This window comes from Flavobacterium sp. DG2-3 (assembly GCF_030730925.1).
Lineage (GTDB): Bacteria > Bacteroidota > Bacteroidia > Flavobacteriales > Flavobacteriaceae > Flavobacterium.
In genome coordinates this window covers 876790-893749 of sequence record NZ_JAVAMB010000001.1, presented here as the reverse complement: position 1 = coordinate 893749, position 16960 = coordinate 876790, and the positions used below count along the sequence as shown (strand labels likewise).

Here is a 16960-nt window from a genome sequence, read left to right as displayed (position 1 = left end):
AGCCCATTACAATGAAACTAGATAGAAAAGAAATTCTAAAAGCTTTAGAGACAATCACTATTGCTGGAGAAGGAAAAAATATGGTGGAAAGCGGCGCTGTAACCAATGTTATTACATTTGGAGATGAAGCTGTTGTAGACCTTGTATTGCATACGCCTGCTATGCATATCAAAAAAAGAGCGGAAGACGATATTAAAAAAACTATTCATGATTTAATATCTCCTGATGCGAAAGTAAAAGTAAATATTAAAGTAGAAACTCCAGAGAAACCTGAAATTAAAGGGCGTGCAATTCCTGGAATCAAAAATATTATTGCAGTTGCTTCTGGTAAAGGAGGAGTAGGAAAATCTACTGTAACGGCAAATTTGGCTGTAACGCTTGCAAAAATGGGCTTTAAAGTTGGTGTTTTGGATGCTGATATCTACGGACCATCTATGCCAATTATGTTTGATGTTGAGAACGAAAAACCTGTTTCTATTACAGTTGACGGAAAATCAAAAATGAAACCTATTGAAAGCTATGAAATCAAAATGCTTTCAATCGGATTTTTTACAGCTCCAAGCCAAGCTGTAATCTGGAGAGGACCAATGGCTGCTAAAGCATTAAACCAAATGATTTTTGACGCAGATTGGGGAGAATTAGATTTCATGCTTCTTGACTTGCCTCCTGGAACTGGAGATATCCACCTTTCTATCATGCAGTCGCTTCCAATTACGGGTGCTGTTGTAGTAAGTACTCCACAAGCAGTTGCACTTGCAGATGCTAAAAAAGGAGTGGCAATGTTTATGCAAGACAATATCAATGTTCCTGTTTTAGGAATTATTGAAAACATGGCTTATTTTACACCAGAAGAATTGCCAGAAAATAAATATTATATCTTTGGACAAGAAGGTGCTAAAAACCTTGCCGAAGATTTAGATGTTCCATTTTTAGGAGAAGTTCCAATTGTACAGTCTATTCGTGAAGCAGGAGATTACGGTCGCCCAGCAGCTTTACAAACAGCATCGCCAATAGAAAAAGTTTTTGAAGAAATTACTAGAAATGTAGTACAGGAGACAGTAAACAGAAACGAAAGCTTACCGGCAACAGAAGCAATCAAGATTACAACAATGGCAGGCTGTTCTGCAGTTAAGAAAAATTAAATAATGAGATAATTTGCCAATTAGATAATGATTAAAATTTTCTAATTGGCACATTTTCATAATTGACACATTTAAATATTATGACAACAGAAGAATTAACAAGCAATGTTTTATTGGCCTTAGACGAGATAAGACCATTCTTAAAATCTGACGGTGGAGATATTTCATTGATCTCTATTGAAGATGACAAACATGTAAAAGTTCGTTTGGAAGGAGCTTGCATTAGCTGTAGTGTTAATCAGATGACGCTAAAAGCAGGTGTAGAAACAACTATAAAAAAATATGCACCACAAATTGAAACTGTGGTAAATATAATGTAACAAATTGCCTCTTTTCGAAGAGATTGTAAGTTTGAATATTAACAAGAATAATAATCCTTAAAGGATTTTGATTAGGAATTATTCAATAACAGTCTTAAAAGAAATGCAGTTTTTACGACATTATCAAAAAAGAACTCAAAGTTTTAAGAGTTTTAATTAAGGAATTGTTACATTTTTAACTTAAATTTGTGACATAACCCTCAATCTTAAACTTATGAAAAAACATTACGCTCTTTTTTTATTATTGTTTTTTGCCGCAAAAAATTACGGCCAACAAAACCAAACACTCTTCGCAGATAAAGCGTGGGTAAATGAATCTGAAGAATGGTCAGACTTTCAGTATGCTGGTCAAATAATTTTCTCTACCACAGCAAGCAGTGAAGAAGGAAGTCTTAGAATTGGCAACTATGATCTTCTATATGATTTTTGCGAAGGAAAAGCAAAATTTTCCAACAAGGCCACTTACAGTTCTGCGGAATTTTCTCATCCAAGAAAAATTAGTTCTCAAACCGACAAACAGGGAATTTTAAATTCGAATTATGAGGGAACCCTAATTTTTCAGTCTGATAAAGATTATTATTCTGTAATAGCTTTGGTTACAATACTAGAAAAAGGGGGCAATATTATTGGTGTAAAAATGCGCCAAAAAGAAGGCAACCGAAAAGAGTATGCCTTTAGCTTAAAAGAAAAAAGTTAATTTTAAATAAGGATTTTTTCACGTTATAAAATCCTGCCACAAAATTCCAATAATTAAAAATGGATGTATTAATAAAAATTAAAGATCGAGAAGGAGTTATACACGAATTACAGGCTCCAACTGATATGGCAATGAATATAATGGAGTTATGCAAAGCATACGAACTTCCTGTTGAAGGAACCTGCGGAGGAATGGCCATGTGCGCTTCTTGTCAGTGTTATGTTCTAAATGATGTTGCATTACCAGAAATGGGTGACGATGAGGAAGCCATGCTTTCGGAAGCATTTTATGTTAAATCTAATAGCCGTTTAGGCTGTCAGATTCCAATTACTGAAGATTTGGAAGGTTTGGAGTTAGAATTAGCGCCAGAATACTAAAAAATACAAAAGTGAGAATTTATGATTCTCGCTTTTTTGTTTTTAATACTTCTTGATTAGATCATCTAAAGAAAACTCTCTTAATAACTTATCTAAATATTTCCCCCTACTGCTCAATTCTCGCTGATAGGGAGCAAAAAGACTTGTCGATTTATTCAGTTCCTCATTCAGTTCTTTCAGATAATTTTCTTCTTCTTTTGTCTGCGAAGATGATTTATTGGCTATAAAATCTAAAATGCGTTTAATAGCGATTTCTTTTTCAATAATAGCATTTTCATCATTATTCAAAGTACAAATTCCGTAAACGCCTTTACAGAAATAATCCCACTCTTCTTCTAATGCTTTATCAGCCTTTTCACTAATTATCTGGTCTTTTTCATCAAAAACATTTCCATAAGCAAATGCTTTATTCTCATGATTATTTAAACTAGATAATAAATTCTGTTTAAATTCATGCTTTAATTTTTCATAACTCTCTGCACTATTTTTCTTAATCAGATCTACAATATTTTTGGCAAAATATCTTCTGGACATTGTTAATGTATGCTGATCATTTAAAGGAGAACTAATCGTTATTTCCGAATCAATTACATAAGAAGGTGATGGAATTAACTTTTCTTCAATAAGCTTATTTAACTCATCATCAGATAATCTTGTAAGCCTTTTGACTTCTTCAAATTCCAGATAATTATCTACGATATAAGCAAGATTTTCATCTCTCATCTTAATTACTTTTTAAAAATTCTGATGGATCAAAAGGCTCAAATTCTCTTTCAGAAAATGCTTCTGTCAATATTCCTGCTGAACATAACCATGAAATAGTTTCTTCAAGCGAATTACCTGTGTTGTAAATCATTTCACTATATCGTGGTAAAATATAATATCGATTATTTAAAAGAATAATTTCATCTCCATCAAAAGTATCTCCAATTCTGATTGAATTTAAAACTTGATCTTTCGTTAAAACCTCTTTTCCTTCATCCCAAAACCAATATTCGGTTATACGCTTTTTCCATTCTTCCAGAGTTAAAACAATCGTCTCAGGAAGATAAATTCGCACATAAGTTCCTCCAAGAATACCGCTTCCATATTGTTGAACGTATTCTTTATAATCTTCATCAAACACTATGTTAAATGTCTTTTCGCAAGCCAGAATTTCTTCTTCGTCGGCTGTAAATAGGTCAGTTTTATTCGTATTATAATTTGGAATTATCTTATAGTTGTCAAAATTCATATTATAAGTTTTAACTGCTAATTTAATTATTTAAGAACCAAGCCAAAAGTTTTTGAAACGAAAAAACCGTAATCACATTGCTGCGATTACGGTTTTTCCTTTATAACAATTTTATTTAATCTCTGAGATTATACCAAACCTGCTTTAATTAAGTATTCAGCAATTTGGATGGTGTTTGTTGCAGCACCTTTTCTTAAGTTATCAGCAACAATCCACATGTTTAAAGTGTTTTCCTGGCTTTCGTCACGACGGATTCTTCCAACAAAAACATCATTTTTACCTTCAGCATACAATGGCATTGGGTAAGTAAAGGTATCTAAATTATCTTGAACCACTACTCCATCAGTGTTGTGTAAGATTTCGCGAACTTCATTTACATCAAAATCATTTGTAAACTCAACGTTTACTGCTTCACTATGTCCGCCTACAACTGGCACACGAACTGCAGTAGCCGTAACTCTAATAGTGTTGTCACCTAAGATTTTTTGAGTTTCGCGAACTAATTTCATTTCTTCTTTAGTGTATCCGTTTTCTTCAAAACTGTCACAGTGAGGAATCGCATTTCTGTGGATAGGATATTTGTAAGCCATATCTCCTTGAACTCCTGCGTACTCATTTTCTAACTGTTTTACTGCTTTTACACCAGTTCCTGTAATAGATTGGTAAGTAGAAACAATGATTCTTTTGATGTTGTATTTTTTATGTAATGGAGACAAAGCCAAAACCATTTGAATTGTAGAACAGTTTGGGTTTGCGATAATTTTATCTTCTTTAGTCAAAACATCAGCATTGATTTCTGGAACCACCAATTTTTTAGTCGGATCCATTCTCCATGCAGAAGAGTTGTCGATTACAGTTGTTCCAGCAGCAGCAAATTTTGGAGCCCACTCCAAAGATGTATCTCCTCCAGCAGAGAACACAGCGATATCTGCTTTCATATCAACAGCTGTCTGCAAACCTACTACTTTATATTTAGTTCCTTTATACTCGATCTCTTTTCCTACTGATCTTTCTGATGCAACAGGAATTAATTCTGTAACAGGAAAATTTCTTTCCGCTAAAACTTTAAGCATTACTTCGCCAACCATACCGGTAGCACCTACAACTGCAATTCTCATTTTTATATTTTTAAATAATCAATTAATCTAATTTGTATGGCAAAAATAAGTATAATAAAAGTCTTGACAAGGTGATTCACAAAAAATAACAAATTGTTACAAAATAAACATTTTGTAAAAAACTCTTATTTTCTTAATCCCATCCAGGTCCTGTTTTTTCATTACATGGCTTTATTATACTCCAATCAGAAAATTCCAAAGGCGGTTCTCCTTTTTCAGACAGCAAATACATATTAAAGAAAATTTCAAAAAAATCAACATTTAAACACGAATATTCTTCTCCAAAATCTAATAATTTACTTCTGCCAATTACAATTGCATCTCCAAACAATTTTTGGTTCTCTATTGTAAGACTTCTTAAGTCTAAATGCTTATTTAGAAATTCATCTGTACTTGTTTTATAGAACCCCCAACCACACTCTCCGCTTTCATCATCTAAATCTGGAATTTGAGTTTCCAACCAAGCGGCCAATTCCCTTCCATTTTCGATTATAATAGTTCTTTGATAACAATTTTCAAAATTTCATCATAGCCAGTCCATCTTCTACCGAAACATCGCCCATCTTTTAATATTATAAATCCGCTTGCCATAAAATTATTGATGTTTGTTTATATTTGATTTTTAAATTATTCCTATTTATTAAAAAAAACCGCCTCTTTAGAAGGCGGTTAAGTTAGACTTAGTGTAGCGGTATTATACGTTTTTATTTTTTAACAAATCTCTAATTTGTGTAAGCAATTCTTCTTGAGTTGGTGCTGCAGGCTGATTCGGTGCTGGTTCTTCTTTCTTTTTAAGGCTATTCATTCCTTTGATAACAAGAAATAAAACAAATGCTACGATGATAAAATTAATTACTGCCGAAAGAAACAGACCGTATTTTACACCTCCAAAGGCGGTTAGTTCTTCTATCTTTGACAAATGAGCTGCATCTAAAGCCGGTTTTAATACTAACGGTGTAATTACATCTTCAATAAATGAACTTACTATTTTACCAAAAGCAGCTCCTATAATTACAGCAACAGCAAGGTCAACTACATTGCCTTTCATTGCAAATGCCTTAAATTCTGAAAAAAATCCCATATCTGACTTGTTTATATTTATAATTAACGAGTATCGAAAATACGCATTTTTCTTTAAAAAGCCATTATCTATTTTCTTTTAACCATATAAGCCAAATTAGAAATATAAGCTTGGCGCAATCTGGAATGCATAATTTAAGCAACAAAAGAAATAATACTCATCTAAAATGAGCTTAGATAACTTATATGGTTTAAAAATAACGCTACCTAAAAAATACGCGCTTCACTCGTTGCGAAATGCTCGTCATAATCTCATACGGAATGGTTTTTAACGCCACAGCCATTTCTATAACGGTTGGGCTTTCGCCGAAAATAATCACCGAATCGCCTTCTTTGCAATCGATATGGCTTACGTTAACCATTAGCATATCCATGCAGACACTTCCTACGATTTTAGCTTTCTGGTTTTTAATCGTTACATAACCAATTTCATTACCCCATAATCTCGAAATTCCGTCTGCGTAACCAATTGGTATGGTTGCAATTTTTGTTTCTCTATCGGCCATAAAACGTCTTCCGTAACCAACGCTGTCGCCAGCAGGAATAGTTCTAACTTGAGAAATTATCGATTTTAAAGTTCCGACATTTTCCAGATATTTTTGTTCTGCCGAATCGTTTGAAACTCCATACAAACCAATTCCTAAACGCACCATATTGTATTGCGCATTTGGAAAATTGCTAATTCCAGAAGTATTCAAAATATGTCGGATTGGATTTATATTTAATTCGCTAATTAATCTTGAAGATAATTTCTCAAACAATGCAATCTGCTGATTAACAAAATCAAAATGTTTTGGATCATCACTTGTCGCCAAATGCGACAAAATACTCTGTACGCGAACGGTTGAATTTCCTTTTAAAGTTGCAATCAATTCATCGATCGTATTGTTTTCAAAACCTAAACGATGCATTCCCGTATCCATTTTGATATGAATTGGATAATCTTTTAAGTTCTTTTCACGGGCAATTTTCAAAAAGGCATTTAGACCTTTTAAACTATAAATTTCAGGCTCTAATTGATATTGGATAATAGAAGGAAAACTGGTCGATTCTGGATTTAAAACCATAATTGGAAGCTTTATTCCTCCGTTTTTCAATGCGATTCCTTCATCGGCGAAAGCCACACCCAAATAATCTACTTTATGATGCTCTAATAATTTAGCAATTTCTAAACCGCCGTTTCCGTAGCCAAATGCTTTTACCATTACCATCATTTTGACATTTGGCGCCAGTTTTGATTTGTAGTAATTGAAGTTATGACTGATCGCATCAAGGTTAATCTCTAGAATCGTTTCATGCGTCTTTTCTTCCAGATAAGAAACAATTTCTTCAAACTTAAAAGATCGCGCTCCTTTTATCAGGATCGTTTCATTATTGAAATCTAAATTGTCAATTTCGGCTATAAAATCGGCTGTGTTTAGAAACATTTTACTGTTCGGAAACTTAGCTTCAAAAGAAGAAATCGTTGGCCCAATACCAATTACTCGGTTTATTTTATTGTCTAAAATTAACTGGGCAACTTTAGAATACAATTCTTCGTTGGAAAATCCGCTTTGAAAAATATCTGATAGAATAACAGTTTTTGAAGCACCTTTTTTCTTTTGACTTTCTAAAAAGTCTAACGCAATTTTAAGCGATTGAAAATCGGAACTGTAACTGTCATCAATTATACTGCAATTGTTGATTCCGTTTTTTACTTCGAGACGCATTCGAACAGGATAAAGCATCTGAATTCGATTCTGAATCGTTTCCTGATCGTAATCAAAATGCAGTAAAACCAGCAAACACGAAATCGCATTTTCTACAGAAGCCGAATCACTAAAAGGAATTATGAGAACGTGAATTTCGTTTTTGTATTGATATTGAAGTGCTGTCGTTTCATTTTTGCTTTCTTTTTTCGAAATAAAAACATCAGCATTCTTATCTGTAAAACTCCACGAAAACAATTTTCGCGGATGCATCATATATTCTGCAGCAAACTGCAATAAACAAGAATCGACAATTTCGTTTTTTTGATAAATAATTATCGGACAATCTTTGAACAAGAGCAATTTCTCATCTATTTTTTCCACTAGATTTTTAAACCCTTCGTCGTGCGCAGAACCTATACTGGTAAGCACACCAATTGTTGGTTTTATAATTTCCTCTAGTTTAACCATTTCGTTAACTGTCGAAATTCCAGCTTCGAAAATTCCTAAATTATGTTTTTCATTAATAGCAATTACCGAAAGCGGCACTCCAACCTGAGAATTGTAACTCTTTGGACTTCTAATTATATTATAATCTGGGCTCAGTAAAAAGTTAAGCCATTCTTTTACAATCGTTTTGCCGTTGCTTCCCGTTAATCCGATAACTGGAAAATGAAACATATTTCGGTAATACGCCGCAAATCCCTGAAGCGCAAAAAGCGTATTTTCGACCACCAAAAAATTAGCTTTATCTGCATAAGCTTCTGGAATATATTGCACCACAAAATTCTGAACTCCGTTTTCTATTAAATCAGGAATAAATAAATGAGCATCGTTGTTAACGCCGGCCAAAGCAAAAAACAAGGTTTGCGATCCGTTTTGAAGTGAACGGCTGTCAATTGAAATATGATCGATTAAAACATCAGCCTCTGAACCAATCCATTTGGCATGAAGAACTGAAACCAGGCTTTTTAAATTTATGCTCATTTGGTAATTTCTTTTTTTCAAAATTAAAACATTAAAGATAGAAACGAGAATGTTTGCCACGAATTGTTTTCTGCCACGAATTGCACGAATTCCGCTAATTTTTTTCTTGTCGCAGATTAAAAGTTTTTCTTTCTCAAACGATCAAATCCAAAATGAAATTTGTGAAAATTTGTGTAATTCGTGGCAAAAAATAATATTTCAGTATATTTGTTTTTACACCACAAATATTGCGTTTTGAAAAAAGTACTTCCACTCTTCTCTTATATATTACATCCGATTTTTGTATCGCTGTACGCTACTTTGTTTTATCTGTTTTGCAAAGAAGACGTTTTTAGCAGACAGGAAAAGTATTTTGTATTAATACAGATTTTAGTAATCAATATCATCGTTCCCGTTTTGTTTTATCTGCTTTTAAAATCGACTGGACATGTAAAATCGATCATGTTGAGCCAAACTTCAGAACGAACTATTCCGTTGATTCTGCAATGTTTTTTATATATTTTATTAGTCAAAAGAAGCATTGTCATTACCCGTTATCCTGAACTTCACTTCTTTTTTCTTGCGGGTTTGTTCAGTACTATTTTAGCATTGGTCTGCGTACTTTTTAAGACAAAAGCAAGTCTGCACATGGTTGCTATTTCGGGTTTAACGGTTTTTGTTATCGGGTTAAACATTCATCTTCAAATGCATAATCCGTATTGGCCGGCATTACTTATTTTATTGTCGGGAATTGTGGCTTCATCTCGTTTAGAAATGAATGCGCATACTTCTAGAGAAATATTAGTAGGATTGTTTATTGGAATAATGCCACAGCTTTTATTTTTATATCTCTGGTTATAAAATATAAAAAATCAATCCCGCATTTAAGGTTTTCATTTTGATTGGTTCGCCAGACAAAGTAGTAGTCGAATTAAACAGCGGATTTAAGCCATAATACAAATAAAGATTCCATGTATTGTAACCCGCAGCAATGTATGGTCCGTATTGAAATGTATTGACATTCTTGTTGTTATTGATTCTATAGGTATTTTCGCCATCGTTTAAAAGAGACATGCTCGAAAAAACATAACTCAATTTTACTCCGCCATAAATACGCCAAAATTTAGTGCTTTCATAAGTCGAATTACGCCATCTGAATTCTATCGGGAGATCTACAGAATATTGACGGTAACGATTCGATACAAATTCGCCATAATTATTCACACCATATATTGGATTGCCTGACGCATCCTCAGAAATTGTTAAGTTTTGAAAGTAATTCTGATAACTCAAACCTAAACCTGCTGCAATAGCAACTGTTCTAGATTTATTAATGGGCATATCGCGCAAAAAACCTCCTGAAAGTCCGAGAGAAAATTTATTTTGTTTGAAATTGATCGGAATATCCGTAAACATATTATACGTAACCGAAAAATAAAACTGATCTTCTCTATACAGAGAATCTATTTTTACAACTGGTTTTATCTCAGGTTTAACCTCTTCTTGTGCAAAAGAGTTAAAAAAAGTGAGTAAAAATAAGCAGCTAAAAATAATTCGCATGTCGTGGTTTTGGGTTTTAAAGAGATGATTACAAATAAACGTTTTTGTACGCTTATTTATTTCACATACAAATATAATATAATGCTTTTTGTAGTAAAGATACAAAGTAAAAATATTCTCATTTTGACTGCGATTAAAATTAATTGCTGCATTATTTTCAATAAATCAATTTGCTGAAAGAAAAAATTAATCAATTTTGTTTTTATCTTTTATACCTTTGCAGAGTATGAAGAGAAAGCAGCTCATATTAAGTGTATCGTTTGCTGTAACAATATTGTTTTCGATATTGTTTCAGTCCATACACAGTTATGAGCATATTGTAAAACAGCTTTCAGAAAAACAGTGCCACCATAATTACAATGATCCTAATGGCGAGATAACGCATCAGCATCATGATTATGATGTTTGTTTTGTTTGTCATTTTGCTTTTGAATCTTTTATTCTTCCTCAAAATTTCTCTTTCGATTTTCATTCATTTGACAGAGAAACACCTTATTTCTTTCCATTTTCAGAGAAGATTTTTTCAATTTCAACCACTTCGTATTTCTTACGGGGGCCTCCTGCTGTTATAGTTTCTTAACTTTCGATTATTCGAAAAGCATCACTTTTCTTTTAATTAAATTCAAAATAACATTGAGTTTCCTCATCCTATTACTATCAATTAGGATCAGAATGCTTTATTGTTGGCTTTTGTTTTTCATTCGAAGAAAAAATCAATTTAACTATAGCATCATTTTCAAATGAAAAAATTTATAATTGCCCTTATTTTAGGGTTTTCGGGCATGCTGAATGCTCAAAATTCGGTTTCAGGAATTGTAACCGACACTCAAAACAATCCATTGCCTGGCGTTTCTGTTTATGCTCCAGAATTGCATAAAGGAACGACAACAGACGCAAACGGAAAATACGAACTGAATAATCTTCCAAGCGGAAGCCTTCGTATCTCTTTTACTTATGTGGGATACGCGAATCAAAATAAAACGATTGCTAAATTATTAAAGCAAAACACTTTAGATATCATTTTGGAAGAATCTATTTTAGAAATGGATGAAGTAGTCGTGTCAACGCCTTTCAATAAATTGCAATCGCAAAACGTAATGAAAATCGAGCACGAAAGCATTAAAACTTTACAGCAAAAAGGAACTTCAACCTTAATTGAAGGTTTAGCGACCATTCCTGGAGTTTCGCAGATTTCTACGGGAACTTCTATCGGAAAACCCGTAATTCGCGGACTTAGCGGTAATCGTGTTTTGGTTTATTCTCAAGGCGTTCGTATCGAAAACCAGCAGTTTGGAGACGAACATGGTTTAGGTTTAAATGATGCCGGAATCGAAAGTGTTGAAGTGATAAAAGGCCCTGCTTCTTTATTATATGGTTCGGATGCCTTAGGAGGAGTTTTATATTTTAATCCTGAAAAATTTGCTGATGCGGGTGATTTTAAAGCCAATTTCAGCCAAAAATATTTCACAAATACACAAGGAAGCAATTCTTCTATTGGCTTAAAAACTTCTACAGAAAATTGGAAATTCTTAGCACGAGGAAGTTACAATACACATTCAGACTACAAAATTGCTGATGGCGACCGCGTAACCAATTCACGTTACAACGAAACTGATTTTAAAACAGGAATCGGTTATAGTAATTCTACTTTCTCAAGCGTTCTTCGTTACAACTTTAACAAACTGGATATTGGAATTCCAGAAGATGGAATTGCAGAACAATCTTCAAGCAAAGACACGCAATTTCCTAGACAGGGAATTAATAATCATTTATTGAGTTTGAACAATGTGATTTTCTTTGAAAACTCAAAACTGGATGTTGATTTAGGATACATTGCTAATGACAGAAGCGAATTTGAAGACAGTAATGAAGCTTCTTTGCACATGAAATTGAATACTTTCAATTATAATGCGAAATATCATTTTCCTAAATTCGGAAAAATCGAAACTATTTTAGGCGTTCAAGGAATGCACCAGACGAATAAAAATTCTGGTGAAGAGTACCTGATTCCAGATGCGACAACTAACGATTTTGGTGTTTTTGGAACGGCAAATTACGAATGGAATAATAGCGTTCTACAAGCAGGATTGCGTTTTGACAATAGAAACATTACGTCTGTAGCTCACGGAACTGAAGGCGAAGAAGGTTATTTTCTGCCTCTTGACCGATCTTTTGATAGTTTTAATGCTTCGTTAGGCTACAAAACTAAGCTTGCAGAACCTTTAACGCTTCGTTTAAATGTAGCAACAGGATTTAGAGCGCCAAACTTAGCAGAACTGACTTCAAACGGTGTTCATGAAGGAACAAATCGTTACGAAATTGGAAATGCGAATTTGAAAACCGAACAAAACGTTCAGACCGATCTTAATTTAGAATATAAAAATTCTCATTTTGAGTTTTTCGTAAACGGATTCTACAATCATGTAAACAACTACATCTACACTTCGCCAACAGGAGACGTTTTGGATGACAATGATGTTTTTGCCTACGTTCAGGACAATGCACAATTATTTGGTGGAGAAGCTGGTCTTCACTTTCACCCGCACCCATTAGATTGGTTACATTTTGAAACCAGTTTTGAAACGGTTACAGGTAAAAAAGACAATGATGATTATCTGCCTTTAATTCCTGCAAACAACTGGAATAATACGCTTAGAACCGAATTCAATATCAAAAACTGGTTAAGCGAAGGTTTTGCTTCTTTGAATGTTTCATCAACTTTCAGTCAGAATAATGTGAGCGGTTTTGAAACGGCTTCTAAAGGATATACTTTGGTAAATTTAGGTTTTGGAGGAACAGTTAAACTAGGAAAAACGGCTTTCGACATTAACTTAAACGGAAACAATTTATTCGATAAAAAATATATCGCACACCTTTCAAGATTAAAAACAGACGGCATTCCGAATATTGGAAGAAACATCGTTTTGGGCGTTAATTTTAATTTATAATTTTAACCATATAAGTTATATAAGATCATTTAGCAGAACGGCCATCCTGCAAGGTTTCCAAAACCTTGTAGGTTTTGTTTATTTTAGATTTGATCGCAAATTATACCTACAAGGTTTTGGAAACCTTGCAGGAAAATAAAATGAACTTATATGACTTATATGGTTTAACTTTTCTTCCTGATTTTTTACAACAAAAAGTGCTATTTTTGTTACAACAGATAAAAACTAACTATGAAAAAAACATTTTTATTAATGGCAATTACAACCGCAGGAATTTCGTTCGGACAAGGTAAAATGCAATATCCGCAAACTAAAAAAGGAGAAACTGTTGATGTATATTTTGATACTAAAGTAAGCGATCCGTACCGTTGGTTAGAAGATGACAAATCTGCTGAAACGGGAGCTTGGGTAAAAGCTGAAAACGAGGTTACTTATGGTTACTTAAATAAAATTCCGTTTCGTGATCAACTTAAAAAACGAATGGAACAACTTTGGAATTACGAAAAAATTGGAGCTCCATTTAAAGAAGGAAAATTTACGTATTATTCTAAAAACAATGGACTTCAAAATCAATCTGTAGTTTACCGAAAAGATGAAAAAGGAAAAGAAGAGATTTTCTTAGATCCGAATACTTTTTCTAAAGACGGAACAACTTCGCTTGGCGGTTTAAACTTTTCTAAAAACGGAAACATCGCGGCTTATTCTATTTCTGAAGGCGGAAGCGACTGGAGAAAAGTGATTATTATTGATGCGCTTTCTAAGAAAGTTTTAGAAGATACTTTGGTTGACATCAAATTCAGCGGCGTGTCTTGGCACGGAAATGAAGGGTTTTACTACTCTAGTTACGATAAACCTAAAGGAAGCGAATTGTCTGCTAAAACAGATCAGCATAAATTGTATTTCCACAAATTGGGAACTTCTCAAAAAGACGATAAAGTAATTTTTGGAGCCGACCAGAAAAGAAGATATGTTGGTGGATATGTTACTGAAGACAATCATTATTTGGTAATTACAGCGGCTAATTCTACTTACGGAAATGAATTATATATTAAAGATTTGACTAAGCCAAACAGCCCGATTGTTACCATTGTAGACAACTTTAACACTGACAGCGCTGTTATCGAAAATGAAGGCAACAAACTGTTTATAGAAACCGATCTTAATGCTCCAAATAAAAGAGTTGTGACGGTTGATGCTTCAAATCCGAAACCTGAAAATTGGAAAGATTTCATCAAAGAAACCAAAGATATTTTATCTCCTTCAACTGGCGCTGGCTATTTCTTTGCTAATTATACTAAAGATGCGGTTTCTTTTGTACAGCAATATGATTACAGCGGAAAATTAGTTCGTGAAATTAAACTTCCTGCTGTTGGAACTGCGGGCGGCTTTAGCGGTAAAAAAGAAGATAAAATTTTATATTACAGCTTTGCGAATTACACTACTCCAGGAAGCATCTATTCTTTGGAACCAAAAACGGGTAAATCTGAAATTTATCAAAAACCAAAAGTAGATTTCAAAAGTGAAGATTATGAGTCTAAACAGGTTTTCTACACTTCAAAAGACGGTACAAAAGTTCCGATGATTATTACGTATAAAAAAGGAACAAAATTAGACGGTAAAAACCCGACAATCCTTTACGGTTACGGCGGATTCAATGTTAGCCTAACGCCAAGTTTCAGCATTGCCAATGCAGTTTGGATGGAAAACGGTGGTGTTTATGCTGTTGCCAACTTAAGAGGAGGGGGTGAGTACGGAAAAAAATGGCACGATGCAGGAACAAAATTGCAAAAACAAAATGTATTTGATGATTTTATCGCTGCTGCGGAATATTTAATCGCACAAAAATATACTTCAGCTGATTATTTAGCTATTCGCGGAGGATCTAACGGAGGTTTATTGGTTGGTGCTACAATGACACAACGTCCTGATTTAATGAAAGTAGCGCTTCCTGCAGTTGGAGTAATGGATATGCTTCGTTACAATGCTTTCACAGCAGGTGCTGGTTGGGCTTTTGACTACGGAACTGCTCAAGACAGCAAAGAAATGTTTGAATATTTAAAAGGTTATTCTCCTGTTCACAACGTAAAACAAGGAACTCATTATCCTGCAACTATGGTAACTACGGGAGATCATGACGATCGTGTAGTTCCGGCTCACAGTTTTAAATTTGCTTCTGAATTGCAGGAAAAACAAACAGGAGAAAATCCAGTTTTAATTAGAATAGACGTAAAAGCAGGGCACGGCGCAGGAAAATCTGTTGCGGCTACTATTCAAGAAAATGTAGATATTCAAGCGTTTACGCTTTACAATATGGGTTTTAAAGCTTTGCCTTCGAAGTAAGATTTTAGAACTAGATTTTTTTATAGCCACGAATTCACGAATTATTTTTTGTGAGTTCGTGGTTATTTTTTTTGCCACGAATTCCACGAATTCCACTAATTTGTTTCACGCAGATTTAAAAGATTTAGGCAGATAAAAACAGATTTTAAATCTGCTCCATCTGCAAAATCTGCGTGAAACAAAATACACCCAAAGTTTAATCCTTTTAATCTTTTTAATCTGTGGCAAAAAAATTAGTGGAATTCGTGTAATTCGTGGCAGACCTTTTTATACGCAATTTGTATCAAAAAATAATTCGTGAATTCGTGGCTAACTTTTTTTAAATAAACTTTAAATTTGAGAAACTTAAAACTAAAACCATGAAAATTATAAAATGGGGAATTATTGGCTGCGGAAATGTAACCGAAGTTAAAAGCGGACCTGCATTTCAAAAGGCGCCAAACTCTGCTTTGGTGGCTGTGATGCGCAGAGATGCTGCCCTTGCAGAAGATTATGCCAAACGCCACAATGTTCCGAAATGGTATTCAAAAGCTGAAGATTTAATAAATGATCCAGAAGTTGATGCTGTGTATATTGCTACTCCTCCATCTTCTCATAAAGAATACACTATTTTATGTGCCAAAGCGGGAAAGCCAGTGTATGTTGAAAAACCAATGGCGTTGACTTTTGAAGAGTGCAACGAAATGATCAGCGCTTGCAAAGAGCATAATGTTCCGTTGTTTGTGGCTTATTACAGAAGAGCACTTCCGCGTTTTTTAAAAATTAAGGAAATCATCGACCAAGGAAAATTAGGGAATATCAGACATGTCAATTGTGTTTTATATCATCCTTTTGAAGAGCGCTATGATGACGAAATCAATCTTCCTTGGACAGTTTTGCCACATATCTCTGGAGGAGGAATCTTCGTTGATTTGGCTTGCCATACTTTAGATTTCTTAGACTTTGTTTTAGGTCCGATAAAATCGGTTCGCGGTCATGCTACTTCTCAATTAATGGCTTATCCTGCTGAAGATTCGGTTTCGATGTCTTTCTTATTCGAAAATGGGATTCACGGTTCTGGAATATGGAATTTTGCAAGTTTTGAGCGCTATGACAACACTGAAATTGTGGGCGATAAAGGAAAGATTTCATTCTCCACTTTCGGAAATGATCCGCTTCATATTCAGTATGCAAATGGCGAAAAAGAAACTATTACCATCGAAAATCCGCTTCATATTCAACAGCCTTTTATTGAAACGGTTATTGCAGAACTTTTAGGTAACGAAGGCGCTTCTCCATCAAAAGGAATTTCTGGTGCTAGAACAACTTGGGTTGTTGATCAGGTTTTGAAGGAGTTTAGAGAGGCTTCGAAATAAATTTGAAGCAATGTTTGTCATCCCGAGGAACGAGGGATCTTCGCAAGTAGCTCCGTAAAGTATAGTTTTCAATCTTTGTCGAGTTTCTTGCGAAGATCCCTCGTTCCTCGGGATGACAAACAATTTGCAAAATAT

General features: G+C 34.1%; 16 protein-coding genes. 9 read left to right on the top strand and 7 right to left on the bottom strand.

Annotated features, from left to right (window positions below):
• Positions 1 to 11: 11 nt before the first annotated feature.
• The 4 genes from Q9Q97_RS03805 (at position 12) to Q9Q97_RS03790 (ending at position 2536) form a co-directional block, all read left to right on the top strand.
• The gene (locus tag Q9Q97_RS03805) at positions 12 to 1142 is read left to right on the top strand and encodes an Mrp/NBP35 family ATP-binding protein (RefSeq protein ID WP_125719000.1); all 1131 of its coding nucleotides are present in this window, start codon (positions 12 to 14) and stop codon (positions 1140 to 1142) included.
• An 80-nt stretch (positions 1143 to 1222) separates the two neighbouring features.
• On the top strand, positions 1223 to 1462 hold the full coding sequence (locus tag Q9Q97_RS03800; protein ID WP_306154777.1) for a NifU family protein: 240 nt from the start codon (positions 1223 to 1225) through the stop codon (positions 1460 to 1462).
• A 214-nt stretch (positions 1463 to 1676) separates the two neighbouring features.
• On the top strand, positions 1677 to 2159 hold the full coding sequence (locus Q9Q97_RS03795) for a hypothetical protein (RefSeq protein WP_306154776.1): 483 nt from the start codon (positions 1677 to 1679) through the stop codon (positions 2157 to 2159).
• A gap of 59 nt (positions 2160 to 2218) precedes the next feature.
• A complete protein-coding gene (locus Q9Q97_RS03790; RefSeq protein WP_091490641.1) occupies positions 2219 to 2536 on the top strand; it encodes a 2Fe-2S iron-sulfur cluster-binding protein in 318 nt (105 codons plus the stop codon).
• Between the two features lie 42 nt (positions 2537 to 2578).
• On the opposite strand, the gene Q9Q97_RS03785 is transcribed toward Q9Q97_RS03790, so the two are convergent.
• From Q9Q97_RS03785 to Q9Q97_RS03760, 6 genes are all read right to left on the bottom strand, one after another.
• Entirely contained in the window at positions 2579 to 3259 is a 681-nt protein-coding gene (locus Q9Q97_RS03785; protein WP_306154773.1) for a DUF6058 family natural product biosynthesis protein, read from the bottom strand.
• A 1-nt stretch (position 3260) separates the two neighbouring features.
• Positions 3261 to 3770, bottom strand: coding sequence for an SMI1/KNR4 family protein (locus Q9Q97_RS03780; protein WP_306154771.1), 510 nt, complete (start codon positions 3768 to 3770; stop codon positions 3261 to 3263).
• Between the two features lie 128 nt (positions 3771 to 3898).
• Positions 3899 to 4888, bottom strand: coding sequence for an aspartate-semialdehyde dehydrogenase (locus Q9Q97_RS03775; RefSeq protein ID WP_306154769.1), 990 nt, complete (start codon positions 4886 to 4888; stop codon positions 3899 to 3901).
• Between the two features lie 133 nt (positions 4889 to 5021).
• Entirely contained in the window at positions 5022 to 5360 is a 339-nt protein-coding gene (locus Q9Q97_RS03770; RefSeq protein WP_306154767.1) for a hypothetical protein, read from the bottom strand.
• Positions 5361 to 5582: 222 nt separating this feature from the next.
• Positions 5583 to 5969 carry a large conductance mechanosensitive channel protein MscL gene (mscL, locus tag Q9Q97_RS03765; protein ID WP_306154765.1) on the bottom strand — a complete coding sequence of 129 codons (387 nt, stop codon included), beginning with the start codon at positions 5967 to 5969 and terminating at the stop codon, positions 5583 to 5585.
• Between the two features lie 202 nt (positions 5970 to 6171).
• Positions 6172 to 8643 carry a bifunctional UDP-N-acetylmuramoyl-tripeptide:D-alanyl-D-alanine ligase/alanine racemase gene (locus Q9Q97_RS03760; protein WP_306154764.1) on the bottom strand — a complete coding sequence of 824 codons (2472 nt, stop codon included), beginning with the start codon at positions 8641 to 8643 and terminating at the stop codon, positions 6172 to 6174.
• A 234-nt stretch (positions 8644 to 8877) separates the two neighbouring features.
• Between Q9Q97_RS03760 and Q9Q97_RS03755 the strand changes: the two genes are divergently transcribed.
• A complete protein-coding gene (locus Q9Q97_RS03755) occupies positions 8878 to 9483 on the top strand; it encodes a hypothetical protein (protein ID WP_306154762.1) in 606 nt (201 codons plus the stop codon).
• On the opposite strand, the gene Q9Q97_RS03750 is transcribed toward Q9Q97_RS03755, so the two are convergent.
• Positions 9478 to 10182, bottom strand: coding sequence for a porin family protein (locus Q9Q97_RS03750; RefSeq protein ID WP_306154760.1), 705 nt, complete (start codon positions 10180 to 10182; stop codon positions 9478 to 9480). The two genes, Q9Q97_RS03755 and Q9Q97_RS03750, sit on opposite strands and share 6 nt — an antisense overlap.
• Positions 10183 to 10408: 226 nt before the next feature.
• Between Q9Q97_RS03750 and Q9Q97_RS03745 the strand changes: the two genes are divergently transcribed.
• From Q9Q97_RS03745 to Q9Q97_RS03730, 4 genes are all read left to right on the top strand, one after another.
• Complete coding sequence (locus Q9Q97_RS03745; protein ID WP_306154758.1) at positions 10409 to 10762, top strand: hypothetical protein; 354 nt, start codon at positions 10409 to 10411, stop codon at positions 10760 to 10762.
• A gap of 160 nt (positions 10763 to 10922) precedes the next feature.
• Positions 10923 to 13130 (top strand): TonB-dependent receptor, encoded by a 2208-nt coding sequence (locus tag Q9Q97_RS03740; protein WP_306154757.1) that lies wholly within the window; start codon positions 10923 to 10925, stop codon positions 13128 to 13130.
• A gap of 231 nt (positions 13131 to 13361) precedes the next feature.
• Positions 13362 to 15470, top strand: a complete 2109-nt coding sequence (locus tag Q9Q97_RS03735; protein ID WP_306154756.1) for a prolyl oligopeptidase family protein — start codon at positions 13362 to 13364, stop codon at positions 15468 to 15470.
• Between the two features lie 359 nt (positions 15471 to 15829).
• Positions 15830 to 16825, top strand: coding sequence for a Gfo/Idh/MocA family protein (locus tag Q9Q97_RS03730; RefSeq protein WP_306154754.1), 996 nt, complete (start codon positions 15830 to 15832; stop codon positions 16823 to 16825).
• The last annotated feature ends 135 nt before the right edge of the window (positions 16826 to 16960 follow it).